This is a genomic window from Burkholderia sp. AU31624, from assembly GCF_020420065.1.
In the GTDB taxonomy this organism is placed as follows: domain Bacteria; phylum Pseudomonadota; class Gammaproteobacteria; order Burkholderiales; family Burkholderiaceae; genus Burkholderia.
The window spans coordinates 55,502-68,105 of record NZ_JAIZRT010000013.1 but is presented as its reverse complement, the minus strand read 5'-3'; the positions used below and the strand labels follow the sequence as shown (position 1 = coordinate 68,105).

General features: G+C 67.1%; 14 protein-coding genes and 1 pseudogene. 8 read left to right on the top strand and 7 right to left on the bottom strand.

Features of this window, described 5'->3' with window-relative positions; genetic code table 11:
* Nucleotides 1-21 precede the first annotated feature (21 nt).
* From LGM89_RS34670 to LGM89_RS34650, 5 genes and pseudogenes are all read left to right on the top strand, one after another.
* Nucleotides 22-756, top strand: a complete 735-nt coding sequence (locus tag LGM89_RS34670; protein ID WP_089498037.1) for a polysaccharide deacetylase family protein — start codon at nt 22-24, stop codon at nt 754-756.
* Between the two features lie 86 nt (nt 757-842).
* Nucleotides 843-1,034, top strand: a pseudogene (locus LGM89_RS34665) (CDP-6-deoxy-delta-3,4-glucoseen reductase); the annotation flags it as partial.
* Between the two features lie 326 nt (nt 1,035-1,360).
* A complete protein-coding gene (locus LGM89_RS34660) occupies nt 1,361-1,813 on the top strand; it encodes a glycine zipper domain-containing protein (RefSeq protein ID WP_226207540.1) in 453 nt (150 codons plus the stop codon).
* Between the two features lie 229 nt (nt 1,814-2,042).
* Nucleotides 2,043-2,657 carry a LysE family translocator gene (locus LGM89_RS34655; RefSeq protein WP_089457258.1) on the top strand — a complete coding sequence of 205 codons (615 nt, stop codon included), beginning with the start codon at nt 2,043-2,045 and terminating at the stop codon, nt 2,655-2,657.
* 110 nt (nt 2,658-2,767) lie between these two features.
* Nucleotides 2,768-3,016 carry a hypothetical protein gene (locus tag LGM89_RS34650; protein ID WP_226275468.1) on the top strand — a complete coding sequence of 83 codons (249 nt, stop codon included), beginning with the start codon at nt 2,768-2,770 and terminating at the stop codon, nt 3,014-3,016.
* A 60-nt stretch (nt 3,017-3,076) separates the two neighbouring features.
* Here LGM89_RS34650 and LGM89_RS34645 read toward each other — a convergent pair whose 3' ends face one another.
* The 7 genes from LGM89_RS34645 to pobA form a co-directional block, all read right to left on the bottom strand.
* On the bottom strand, nt 3,077-4,435 hold the full coding sequence (locus tag LGM89_RS34645) for an MFS transporter (protein WP_226275466.1): 1,359 nt from the start codon (nt 4,433-4,435) through the stop codon (nt 3,077-3,079).
* 173 nt (nt 4,436-4,608) lie between these two features.
* Complete coding sequence (gene pcaC, locus LGM89_RS34640; protein ID WP_226275463.1) at nt 4,609-4,995, bottom strand: 4-carboxymuconolactone decarboxylase; 387 nt, start codon at nt 4,993-4,995, stop codon at nt 4,609-4,611.
* A gap of 10 nt (nt 4,996-5,005) precedes the next feature.
* Nucleotides 5,006-5,791, bottom strand: a complete 786-nt coding sequence (gene pcaD, locus LGM89_RS34635; RefSeq protein WP_226275461.1) for a 3-oxoadipate enol-lactonase — start codon at nt 5,789-5,791, stop codon at nt 5,006-5,008.
* Entirely contained in the window at nt 5,791-7,164 is a 1,374-nt protein-coding gene (locus LGM89_RS34630; protein WP_226275459.1) for a 3-carboxy-cis,cis-muconate cycloisomerase, read from the bottom strand. Before LGM89_RS34630 ends, pcaD begins: the two co-directional genes overlap by 1 nt.
* An 88-nt stretch (nt 7,165-7,252) precedes the next feature.
* The gene (locus LGM89_RS34625) at nt 7,253-7,909 is read right to left on the bottom strand and encodes a CoA transferase subunit B (RefSeq protein ID WP_089457255.1); all 657 of its coding nucleotides are present in this window, start codon (nt 7,907-7,909) and stop codon (nt 7,253-7,255) included.
* An 11-nt stretch (nt 7,910-7,920) separates the two neighbouring features.
* Nucleotides 7,921-8,637 carry a 3-oxoacid CoA-transferase subunit A gene (locus LGM89_RS34620; protein WP_039344485.1) on the bottom strand — a complete coding sequence of 239 codons (717 nt, stop codon included), beginning with the start codon at nt 8,635-8,637 and terminating at the stop codon, nt 7,921-7,923.
* A gap of 142 nt (nt 8,638-8,779) precedes the next feature.
* Nucleotides 8,780-10,012, bottom strand: coding sequence for a 4-hydroxybenzoate 3-monooxygenase (pobA, locus tag LGM89_RS34615; protein WP_226275458.1), 1,233 nt, complete (start codon nt 10,010-10,012; stop codon nt 8,780-8,782).
* Nucleotides 10,013-10,128: 116 nt separating this feature from the next.
* Here pobA and LGM89_RS34610 point away from each other — a divergent pair, with 116 nt between their 5' ends.
* The 3 genes from LGM89_RS34610 (at nt 10,129) to LGM89_RS34600 (ending at nt 12,587) form a co-directional block, all read left to right on the top strand.
* Nucleotides 10,129-11,055, top strand: coding sequence for a LysR family transcriptional regulator (locus LGM89_RS34610; protein WP_069250399.1), 927 nt, complete (start codon nt 10,129-10,131; stop codon nt 11,053-11,055).
* 96 nt (nt 11,056-11,151) lie between these two features.
* Nucleotides 11,152-11,784 carry a GTP cyclohydrolase I FolE gene (gene folE, locus LGM89_RS34605; protein ID WP_021157584.1) on the top strand — a complete coding sequence of 211 codons (633 nt, stop codon included), beginning with the start codon at nt 11,152-11,154 and terminating at the stop codon, nt 11,782-11,784.
* On the top strand, nt 11,784-12,587 hold the full coding sequence (locus tag LGM89_RS34600) for an SDR family oxidoreductase (protein WP_226275457.1): 804 nt from the start codon (nt 11,784-11,786) through the stop codon (nt 12,585-12,587). Before folE ends, LGM89_RS34600 begins: the two co-directional genes overlap by 1 nt.
* Nucleotides 12,588-12,604 lie beyond the last annotated feature (17 nt).

Sequence of the window (12,604 nt, the reverse complement as noted above, 5' to 3'; positions counted from 1 at the left end):
CCCCGTTCCCGCGACCCGCTCATGCTGCTGCCCGCCACGCGCTACCCGATCCTGATGTATCACCAGGTCCGCACGCCGCCGCCACCGCCCGACCGGCTGCGCAGCCTGAGCGTCGCGCCCGATGCGTTCCGCCGTCAGATGACGCTGTTCAGGCGGCTCGGCTACCGTGGCCTGAGCGTGCGCGAACTGCAGCCGTACCTGCGCGGCGAGCGCAGCGGGAAGGTATTCGGCATTACGTTCGACGACGGCTTTCTCAACGTGCGGACGCATGCGATGCCCGTGCTCGACGCGCTCGGCTTCACTGCGACCTGCTACTTCGTCGCCGGCCGGTTCGGCGGCGAGAACGACTGGGATGCGGCCGCCGATACCGCACGCTCGCCGCTGATGACGCACGCGGACATGCTCGCTTGGCGCGATCACGGCCATGAAATCGGCTCGCATACGCTCGATCACGTCGCGCTGTCGCACGTGCCGGCGCATGTGTCGGAGGTTCAGATCGTCGAATCGAAGCAGCGGCTCGAGGCGTTGAGCGGCCAGACGGTCGAGTCGTTCTGCTACCCGTACGGCGACCTGGACCCGCGCGTGCGCGATCAGGTCGCCGCCGCGGGTTACCGCAACGCGACGACGACCCGGCGCGGCTGCGCCGATGTGAACGACGATCGGTTCCTGTTGCCGCGGATGACGGTCGCGGGTGGGGTCGGCGCGATGCGGCTGTGGTTCAAGTGTGCGAAGGCGCGGGTTCAGCGGCGCGGGTAGTTCACGCTATTTCGGCCGCTGCCTGCGGAATGCAAGCAGACCGGTCAGCGCGATTCCCATAAACAGGATCCATCCCCGGACGGCGGACGGGCCGCACCGGCTTCGACCATCGCGCGGTGATCGAGGATCTGCACGATCTGTCGGACCACCAGGTGTATGCATGCGGCGTGCCGGTGATGGTCGAATCCGCGCAGCGCGATTTATTTCGTCACCGTCGACTGGCGGACGGCGAGTTTCTGGTGGATGCGTTCACGACGTCGATGCCGATGTGCTTGTGATGTGTTTGAGATAGCTGTCGGCGTCGCGCATGGGATTGGTGAAAAGGTGGGTTTCCAAGCGTTCGGTCGGAGAACGACTTGCCGCAAGAGCCTGGCTTCGATGGACATTTTTGTGCGGTTTGATGGAAAAATAGTGGAGCCCGGTTAAGAAAATTGCGATGTCGGGCTAGCTTTCCAGGTGCACACAATCTGTTACGACAATGGCGACCCTTCTTTTGATCGGAGTGCTATCTTTCGCCGGCCTTTCGTTGAAATGGTTCATTGAAACGAATCGGCAGCAACGCAAGAAACCGGACTTCAGATTGAGCACAAGGAAGAGCATTCGCATGTTGAAGAAGATCGCCTCCGCATTCATCGTCACCGCGGCCGCGGTGATTTCACTGCCAGCCGCGGCGGACAACTGGGACAACGCGCTCGGCGGTGCGCTGGGCGGTGTCGCCGGCGCAACCGTCGGCGACGCACTGGGCGGCCGCACCGGCGCGGTGGTGGGTGGCGCGATCGGTGGTGGCGCCGGCGGCGCGATCGCGGCGAACCGCGACGAGCGCGACGGCGCAATCATTGGCGGCGCACTCGGCGGCGGCGCGGGCACCGCGGCCGGCCATGCGATGGGCGGCCGCAACGGCGGGCTCCTCGGCGCGGCGCTCGGCGGTGGCGGCGGCGCGGCGCTGGGGGGCAACCTCGGCCGCAACGCACGGGAGCGCGACGACGCACGGGACCGCGACAACATGCGCAGGATGCGTCGCAACAAGCATCGCTACGACGACGCGTACTACGACTAAGGCGCTTACCGACCTGTCGCGCTGAACGATATGAAGACGGCGTGCAGCGCCGCACTAATTGCCAGTCAACAGCAATTTTTGGCGAGTGAGTGATAAGGGTGCCAACACAAGCCCGCAACCCCACCCATCCCCGTACCGGTATTCGTCAACCCAACTGTACCGGTACTGTACAGAAAACCGTCGCTAAACTGATCTCCATCCCAGTCCAGAACCGAACGGAGAATCCGCGATGGAATTCCTCACCCTCAGCGCGTTGCCCGCCGGCATGCTGTTCGCGCTCGTCACGTCGATCACGCCAGGCCCGAACAACACGATGCTGCTCGCATCCGGCGTCAATTTCGGTTTCCGCCGCACCATGCCGCACCTGTTCGGCATCAGCATCGGCGTCGCGATCCTGATGCTCTGCGTCGGCTTCGGCCTCGGCGAAGCGTTCAAGCGCCTGCCGCTGCTGTACACGATCCTCGAAGTCGCGAGCGTCACGTACCTGCTCTACCTCGCGTGGCGCATCGGCACGTCGGGCGAAGTGAAGGCGCACGGCGGCAAGCCGCGTCCGATGACGTTCATCGAAGCCGCCGCGTTCCAGTGGATCAACCCGAAGGCCTGGATGATGGTGCTGACCGCCGCGACGACGGTCCGCCTGTCCGCCGACTACGGGATGAACGCCGCCTGGATGGCCGTCGTGTTCATCCTGATCGGCTTCCCTTGCATCTGCCTGTGGGCCGCTTTCGGCCTCGGCCTGCGCCGCTTCCTGTCGAACCCCCGCGCGCTGCGCATGTTCAACATGACGATGGCCGTGCTGCTGATCCTGTCGCTGTATCCGCTGGTCGCGCACCTGCTGGCGTAGTGAGTGCTCACCGCGCACCCGTTGAGATTCGCCCGATGCAGGCGTACCCTTTTGTTACGGGCGCGCGCAGCCGTTTCGCCGGTTGCGCCGCTGCTGCCGGGAGAGTGCCGATGAAGCCATTGCTGAGGGCGGGCGAACACATCGAAGGGATGCACTGGATCGCCGAGTATCACCCGCTCACGCACGAGATTCGCGTGCTGCGCGAGGACATCGAGATCGGTATCTACAGCGCGCCGCCGACGATGTTCGGTGAAGAGAAAGACATGGGCGCCGCGAACCTCGCCGATCATCGCGGCCGGGAGGCCGCGCTGCGCGCGTATCTGCGCAACTTCGTGAGGGAACACGACACGGAGGAATAGCCGGCGGCCCGCCGGCCACCGTATCAGGGGGCCGGCGCATCGCACCGGCCCGCGCTTCGCTCAATGCCCGAGCGATTCGATCTTGCCTGCCGGCTGCGTCACGCCATGCGGCCGCGCCATCTGCTTGATCAGCAGCGCGACGCACGCGAGCAAGCCCGCGACGGCGATCGTCGCGAACACGCCCGCGAACGAGAAATGCCGGCGCGTCAGCTCGGCGACGAGGAACGATCCTGCAATCCCGCCGAAGCGGCCGACGCCGAGCATCCACGCGACACCCGTGCCGCGCCCCTCGGTCGGATAGAACGCGGCGGCGAGCGCCGGCATCGACGATTGCGCGGTATTCATCAGCACACCGGCCACGAACACGACCAGCACGAGCAGCCCGACGTTGCCGGCCGCCTGCCCGATCGCATAAACGCTCACCGCCGTCAGCGCGTAGCACACCGCGATCACGCGGTTCGCGTTGAAGCGGTCCATCAGCACGCCGCACAGCACCGCGCCGACGCCGCCGAGCGGGAACAGCGCGGAGATCAGCGTCGCGCTCTTCGGCGTCAGGCCGGCATCCTTCAGCAGGATCGGCATCCAGTTGATCGACGCGTAGAAGATCACGAGCCCCATGAAGTACGCGAGCCACAGCATCACCGAGCCGACGATGTACGAGCGCGACAGCACGACGCCGAGGCCCTTGCTGCCCGTCTGCGGCGCGGCTTCGGTCAGCGCGAACGAGCCGGCGTTCTGCGCATCGCGCGAGATGCGCGCGAGCGTCGCGCGAACCTTGTCGACGGCGTGGTGGTTGGCGACCATGAAGCGCACCGATTCCGGCATCTTCAGCAGCAACAGCACGCCGAGCAGCAGCGGCGTCACGCCGCCGAGGATCAGCACGCTGCGCCAGCCGAAATGCGGAATCATCCATGCGGCGAGGAAACCGCCGAACGCGGCGCCAAGCGGGAAGCCGCAGAACATCAGGTTGATCACGGTCGCGCGGCGCTTGTCCGGGCAGAACTCGCCCATCATCGTGACCGCGTTCGGCATCGCCGCGCCGAGCCCGACGCCGGTGATGAAACGCAGGATCGTCAGGTGCCCGATCGTCGTCGAGAAGGCGGACATCAGGCATGCGACGCCGAACAGGAATACCGAGCCGAGCAGCAGCGAGCGGCGCCCGAGCTTGTCGGACAGCGGGCCCGACACGAGCGCGCCGCACGCGAGACCGAACAGCGCGGCGCTCAGCACCGGTGCGAGATCGGGTTTGGTGAGGTTCCATTCGCCGAGCAGCGACGGCGCGATGAAGCCGATCGCAGCCGTATCGAAGCCGTCGAGCAGCACGATCACGAAACACATGAGGAATACGAGCCATTGAAAACCGCCGAACGGCTGCTCGTTGATGAAGGTCTGGACATCGACCACGGGTGTGCGATTCATCGCGAGTCTCCTGATATATACAAGCGACGCGGCCTCGGAACCACGTCTTGCCTTTATTCGCGCACCGGCCATCCGGTGCGCCGCGCGCCGATGCTCTGCCGGCACGTTCATTCATCGCCGAGGCCCGCGAACCATCCGCGGGCCTCGACTCAACATCGGACTACACCCGGTACTTAACCGGCCGCATCCTGTTCCTTGAAGATCTTGTCCGCGAGATGGAACGCGGAATTCGCCGCCGGCACCCCGCAATAGATCGCGGTCTGCAGCAGCACTTCCTTGATCTCGTCACGCGTCACGCCGTTGTTGCGCGCTGCCCGCAGGTGCAGCGCCAGTTCCTCGCCGCGGTTCAGCGCCACCATCATCGCGATGGTCAGCAGGCTGCGCGTATGGCGCGGCAGGCCGTCGCGCGTCCAGATCTCGCCCCACGCATAGCGCGTGATCAGGTTCTGGAACTCGTCGGTCACCTCGGTGCGGTTCTCGAGCGAACGGTCGACGTGCGGGTCGCCAAGCACCGCGCGGCGCACCTTCATCCCTGCTTCATAACGTTCCTGGTCATCCATCGCCGGTGCCTCACGCGGTCAGGAAATCGAGCAGCGCACGGTTGAAGCCGTCGGTGCACTCGATGTTCGAAATATGCGCGGCGTCGAATTCAACGTGCTGCGCACCCGGAATCGCGGCGGCCAGCGCGCGGCCCTGGTCGGGCGGCGTCGACATGTCCTTCGCGCCGGTCACGACGAGCACCGGCAGCGCGATGCCTTTCACCTCTTCGCGCAGGTCGGCCGCGTTCAGCGCGTCGCAGTTCGCTGCATAGCCGTCCTTGTCGGTATGCACGAAGGTGTCGCGGATCGCATCGAACAGGCGCGGCTCGCGTTCGACGAACACGTCGGTGAACCAGCGCGGCAGCACGGCATCGGCGAGCGCGGCCATCCCTTCGGCACGCGCCTTCTGTGCCCGCGGCGCCCACACTTCCGGCGAGCCGATCTTCGCGGCGGTGTTCGACAGCACCGCGCGAACGATGCGCGACGGGAAGCGTGCGACCAGCGCTGCCCCCGTCAGCCCGCCCATCGAGATCCCGCAGAAATGCGCGCGGGCGATGCCGACGTGGTCGAGCAGGCCGATCACGTCGCCGGCGAGCTGCTCGATCGTGTACGAACCGGCCGGCGCGCCGGAATGGCCGTGGCCGCGCGTGTCGTAGCGCAGGATGTTGAAGTGCTGCGTGAGCGGGCGGATCTGCGGCGCCCACATCTGCAGGTCGGCGCCGAGCGAGTTCGAGAAGACGAGCCACGGCGCGTCGTCGCGCGCCGCACGGTCGATCCGGTAATGCAGTTTCACGCCGTTGACAGTGGCGAAAGGCATCAATGTTCTCCTGGTGATTGCGCGCCCGCATGCAGCGCGAGCACGGCGTCGACGTAGGCCTGCGCCTCGCCGACGTAATGAGCGGGATCGAGCAGCCGCGCGAGCGCGTCGCGCGACAGGTGGGCCGACACGGTCGCATCGGCGGCGAGCACGTCGAACAGCGTCGCGCCCGTGCGCACGGCTTCCTTCGACGCGTGTTCGACGACGTGATGCGCGTCGAGCCGGCCGATCTTGTCGCCGAGCGCGAGCATCACCGCTTCGCCGAGGATCAGCCCGCGCGTCAGGTCGAGGTTCGCGGCCAGGCGTTCGGTGTTCACGTCGAGGCCCGCGACGATCTGCGCGATCTGCGCCAGCGCGCCGCCGGTCAGGCGCGCGAGATCGGGCAAGGCATCCCATTCGGCCTGCCAGCCGCCGAGCGCGCGCTCGTGCTCCTGCACCATCCCCGCGAACACCGTCGCGACGAGGTTCGGCGCACGCACGGCAGCCGTCAGCACCGCTGCGCAGCCGACCGGGTTGCGCTTGTGCGGCATCGTCGACGAACCGCCCTTGCCGGCGGCAACGGGCTCGCCGAGCTCGCCGACTTCGGTCTGCATCTGCAGCGACACGTCGCGCGCGATCTTGCCGAGCGTGCCCGTCAGCATCCCGAAGCAGGACGCGGCTTCCGCGATGCGGTCGCGCTGCGTGTGCCACGGCACGGCCGGCGCCGCGAGCTTCAGGTCGGCCGCCAGCGCGGCCGTGACGCCGGCCGCGTGCTCGCGCAGGCTCGCGAGCGTGCCGGCCGCGCCGCCGAACTGCAGCACCAGCGCACGCTCGCGCAATTCGGCGAAGCGCGCGCGATGGCGCAGCAGCGCATCGAGCCATTGCGCGAATTTCAGGCCGAGCGTGATCGGCAGCGCCTGCTGCAGCCACGTGCGGCCGATCATCGGCGTCGCGCGATGCGTGCGCGCGAGCGCCGCGAGCGATGCGCATGCGTCGTCGAGCATCGGTTCGAGCACGTCGAGCGTGTCGCGCAACTGCAGCACGGTGGCGGTATCGATGATGTCCTGGCTCGTCGCGCCCCAGTGCACGAACTTCGCGGCCTCGGGGTCGTCGGCCTTCACCTGCGCGGTGAGCTGCTTGACGAGCGGAATCGCGAGATTGCCGCCGAGCGCCGCACCGTGCGCGAGCGCGTCGGCGTCGAGCCGGCTCGCATCGCACGCGCGTTCGATCGGTGCGACCGCGGCGGCGGGAATCACCTGCTGCGCGGCGAGCGCACGCGCGAGCGCGGCCTCGACGTCGAGCATCCGCTGGATCGTCGCGCGGGGCGACCAGATCCGGTTGAGCGGCTCGGTGCCGCAGATGAGGGAGGTGAGGCGGGCGCTGTCTTCGAGCATGGCATCAGATTGGGGAAACGGCGTGCGCCTATTGTCCACCCAAGCGTGCCGGCCTGCGCGCAAGCGCACGCGCCGGCACGCTCGGGGTTCAGGCAGCGGCCTTTTGCGTCGCGTCGATCAGCGGCACGCCGGTCAGCTTCTGCAGTTCGTCGAACGACAGGTCGGTGAAGATCTCGCTCACCGCGAGGCCGTCGGCCGTCACGTCGAGCACGGCGAGATCCGTATAGATGCGGCTCACGCACTGCACGCCGGTGACCGGATACGAGCATTGCGCGACGATCTTGCTCTCGCCCTGCTTCGTCAGGTGCTCCATCATTACGAACACCTGCTTCGCGCCGATCGCGAGGTCCATCGCGCCACCGACCGCCGGAATCGCATCGGGCGCGCCCGTGTGCCAGTTCGCGAGGTCGCCGTTCGCCGACACCTGGAACGCGCCGAGCACGCAGTAGTCGAGGTGGCCGCCGCGCATCATCGCGAACGAATCCGCGTGGTGGAAATACGCACCGCCGGTGAGCAGCGTCACGTGCTGCTTGCCGGCATTGATCAGTTCGTCGTCTTCCTCGCCGGCCGCGGGCGCGGGGCCCATGCCGAGCAGCCCGTTCTCGCTGTGCAGGAAGATTTCCTTGCTCGGGTCGAGGTGGTTCGCCACCAGCGTCGGCACGCCGATGCCGAGGTTCACGTACGCGCCTTCGGGGATGTCCTGGGCGACGCGCTTGGCCATTTCATCGCGGGTCAGTCGTTTCATGTCGGGTCTCCTCAGGCGGCTTGGGACGTGGCGTGTTCGGCGGCCAGCTCGGCCGCGTGCGCGGCCTGCGGCACCTCGACGATGCGCTGGACGAAAATGCCCGGCGTCACGATGTGTTCCGGGTTCAGCGCGCCGAGCGGCACGACTTCCGACACCTGCACGATCGCCACCTTCGCGGCGCTGGCCATGATCGGCCCGAAGTTGCGTGCCGTCTTGCGATACACGAGATTGCCCCAGCGATCGCCCTTGTACGCCTTCACGAGCGCGAAATCGGCGTGGATCGGCGTCTCGAACACATACGGCTTGCCGTCGATCACGCGCGTTTCCTTGCCTTCCGCGAGCTTGGTGCCGTAGCCGGTCGGCGTGAAGAAGCCGCCGATCCCGGCGCCCGCCGCGCGGATGCGCTCCGCGAGGTTGCCCTGCGGTACGAGCTCCAGCTCGATCTCGCCAGCGCGGTACAGCCCGTCGAAGATCTGCGAATCGCTCTGGCGCGGGAACGAGCAGATGATCTTGCGCACCTGCTTCGCCTTCAGCAGCGCCGCGAGGCCCGTCTCGCCGTTGCCCGCGTTGTTGTTGACGATCGTCAGGTCGCGCGCGCCCTGTTCGATCAGCGCGTCGATCAGCTCGGACGGCATGCCTGCCGTGCCGAAGCCGCCGATCATGATTGTCGCGCCGTCGTGGATGTCGGCCACCGCCGACTGAAGCGATTCGAAAATCTTGTTGACCATGTCTCTTCCTGATACGAACCCGCGGCTCGATGCGCGGCCTGTCGAGGGGACACGCGCGTGCCGCGTGCCGCGCCGGGGCCGATGTCGATCCCGGTTTTGTTCGCTATTCGAACCGAGATTCGATTAGCGAACGATGGGCCGATCATAGAGTCGTGCACAGCGCATTGTCAAGGCGGGTTGCCTCGGGGGTCGCTGCGTCGTCAAACGGCAAGCCGACGTAGTTTTCGGCGAGCGCCTGCGCGGCGGCCTGCGAGCGCGTCACGTATTTCAGCTCGGCAAACTTCAGGCGATTGACGAACGGCGAGTCTTCCGGCGACGAATGCAGCATGTTCGTCATGAAGTACGAGAAGTGCTCGGCGCGCCACACGCGCTCGAGGCAGGTCGCGGAATACGTGTCGAGCAGCGTCGCGTCGCCGTGGCGGTAGCGCGCACCGAGCGCGCGGGACAGCGCGCGGACGTCGGCCACCGCCAGGTTCATCCCCTTCGCGCCGGTCGGCGGCACGATGTGCGCGGCGTCACCGGCAAGGAACAGGCGACCGTGCTGCATCGTCTCGGACACGAAGCTGCGCATCGGCGTCACGCTCTTCTGCGTGATCCGGCCCTCGGTCGGCGTCCAGCCCGTGTCGTTCGAGAAGCGCGTGTGCAATTCGTCCCAGATCCGCGTGTCGGACCATTCGGTGAGGTCTTCGTCGGGCTTGCACTGCAGGTACAGGCGCGTGACCGTGGGCGAACGCATCGAGAACAGCGCGAAACCATTGTCGTGATGCGCGTAGACGAGCTCGTCGAGCGACGGCGCCGCGTCGGCGAGGATGCCGAGCCACGCGAACGGATAGACGCGCTCGAACGTGTTCAGCCGCTCGGCCGGAATCGTCTGGCGCGCGATGCCGTGGAAGCCGTCGCAGCCGGCGATGTAGTCGCAGTCGATGCGGTCTTCGCGGCCGTCGGAGTGCTTGAACGTGACGAACGGGTGCTCGCCCTCGACGTCGTGCAGCGCGACGTCGCTTACTTCGAAGTGCATTGCGTGGCCATGCTCGACGCCGGCCGCGATCAGGTCGCGCACCACTTCGTGCTGGCTGTAGACGGTGATCGCGCGCCCGCCGGTCAGCTCGGACAGGTCGATGCGGTGGCGCTGCCCCGAGAACAGCAGCTCGATGCCGTGGTGTTCGAGCCCTTCGCGGCGCATCCGGTCGCCGAGGCCGGCTTCGTTCAGCGTGTCGACCGTGCCCTGCTCCAGCACGCCGGCGCGGATGCGGTTCTCGCAGTATTCGCGCGAACGCGCTTCGACGAGGATGGAATCGACGCCTTGCAGGCGCAGCAGATGGGACAGCAGAAGGCCGGACGGGCCGGCGCCGATGATCGCGACTTGGGTGCGCATTGTTCGTCTCCTGAACATTAATTCGAATCGTTGAACACATTTGAGCGCTTTCCCGACTATGCGGCAACGCGATTCAGGAGATATGTTGTATACGTTTTGACGATACTGGCCCGGCGATGGATGCGCTCGATCTGAACCTCATTCCCTACCTCGTCGCGCTCGACGACACGCGCAACGTGAGCCGCGCGGGCGATCTGCTCGGTGTCAGCCAGCCGCGCGTGAGCACGGCGCTCGGCCGCCTGCGCGAGTACTTCGGCGATCCGCTGTTCGTGCGCACGTCGCGCGGGATGGAGCCGACGCCGCGCGCGCTCGCGCTGCTGCCGGCCGCCCGCGACGCGCTCGCGCAGATCGAGCGCGGCCTCGTCGCGCCGCACGACTTCGACCCGGCCGCGAGCACGCATACGTTCTCGATCGCGCTGTCGGACGTCGGCGAGATCGTGTTCCTGCCGAAGCTGCTGCAGGCGTTCGCGACGCGCGCGCCGCACGCGAACCTGCGCTCGGTCTCGCTCGCGCACGACGAAGTCGGGCGTGGGCTCGAAGCCGGTTCGATCGATCTGGCGGTGGGCTACTTCCCGGATCTCGACGGCAACAACTTCTTCCAGCAGCGTTTGTTCACGCACCGGTTCGTGTGCCTGATGCGGCGCGGCCATCCGTTCGAGCAGGCGCCGCCGTTCACGGTCGAGCAGTTCCTCACGTGCGGGCACGCGGTGGTGCGCGCCGAAGGCCGCAGCCAGGAAGTGCTCGAGAAATATCTCGCGAAGCAGCGCATGCAGCGCCGTGCGGTACTCGAGACGCCGCACTTCATGAGCCTGCCGTTCATCCTGAGCCGCACCGACCTGATCGCGACGGTGCCGCATGCGATCGGCTATGCGTACGCGGCCGAGCACGCGTTCATCGTGCCCGTCGAGCCGCCGCTCGCGCTGCCGCGCTTCGACCTGAAGCAGCACTGGCATCGCAAGTATCACAACGATCCGCGCACCGCGTGGCTGCGCGGCGTCGTCGCGTCGCTGTTCAACGACGAGCAGGACGAATGGCCGAAGTGAGTGCCCGGCCCCAGGCCGCACACACGCCCCGCGAAAGCATGAAACAATGCCCGGATTCCGCGCCGCCCCGGCGGCGGCATTCGATGGAGCAGATAGATGGCTAAAAAGAAGTCCGCGCGGCCCGAGCCGGCCGCATCCCGACCGAGCCGCGAAGAAGCGGAAGACGCCGTTCGCGTGCTGTTGCGCTGGGCCGGCGACGATCCCGCGCGCGAAGGCCTGATCGACACGCCCGCGCGGGTCGTGCGCGCCTATGAGCAGTTCTTCGCCGGCTATGCGCTGGAGCCGCGCGACATCCTCGCGCGCACGTTCAGCGAAGTCGACGGCTACGACGAAATGATCGTGCTGAAGGACATCCGCTTCGAGAGCTACTGCGAGCACCACATGGTGCCGATCATCGGCCGCGCGCACGTCGCGTATCTGCCGAATCATCGCGTGGTCGGCATCTCGAAGCTCGCGCGCCTCGTCGACGCCTTCGCGAAGCGCCTGCAGATCCAGGAAAAGATGACCGTGCAGATCGCCGACACGCTGTTCGACGTGCTGCAGCCGAAGGGCGTCGGCGTGATCCTCGAGGCCGCGCACCAGTGCATTTCCACACGCGGCGTGCACAAGCCGGGCGTCGAGATGGTCACGTCGCGCATGCTCGGTACGTTCCGCACCGATCCGTCGACACGGCGCGAATTCCTGTCGATCGTCGCGAATCCTTCTTCCGTGAATCTGACGAATACGTAATGGAGCAGACGAAGCAAGCGGCGCACGCGCCCGTCGTGCTCGTGACCGGCGCCGCGCGCCGGGCCGGGCGCGCGTTCGCCGAGTATTTCGCCGCGCACGGCTATCGCACCGCGGTACATTACGACCGTTCGGCCGATGCCGCGCAGGCGGCGGCCCGTGCGATCGCCGAGCGCGGACACGATTCGGTCGCGCTGCAGGCCGACCTGTCGGATGCCGCGCAGATCGCCGCGCTGATCGACCAGGTGTATGCGCGCTTCGGGCGCCTCGACGTGCTCGTCAACAACGCGTCGGTGTTCTGGCAGGACCATTTCCCGAGCTTCGACCTCGCGGCGTTCGATCAGGCGTGGGCCGTCAACTGCCGCGCGCCGATCCTGCTCACGCGCGCGTTCTACGAACGGGCCCGCGCGGCCGGCGCGCAGGGTGTCGTCGTGAACGTGGTCGACCAGAAGATCAAGGAAAACTTTCACCGCGACCATTTCAGCTATACGGTCGCGAAGGCCGCGCTCGGCAACCTCACGCAGATGCTCGCGCTGTCGTCCGCGCCGGTGCTGCGCGTGAATGCGGTGTTCCCCGGGCTGATGCTGCCGAGCGACGACCAGACGCAGGCCGACTTCGAACACGCGAGCCGCGCCTCGACGCCGCTCGCGCGCATCGCGGGCCCCGACGACGTCGCGAGCGCGATCCTGATGCTGACGGGCAACGCGTACAACGGCGTGGATTTCGTCGTCGATGCGGGGCAGAACCTGATCCGCGTCGACCAGGACGTGCTGTACAAGCACCGCGCGCCCGACGGCAAGCACTGACCGGTGCGCGCGTCGGC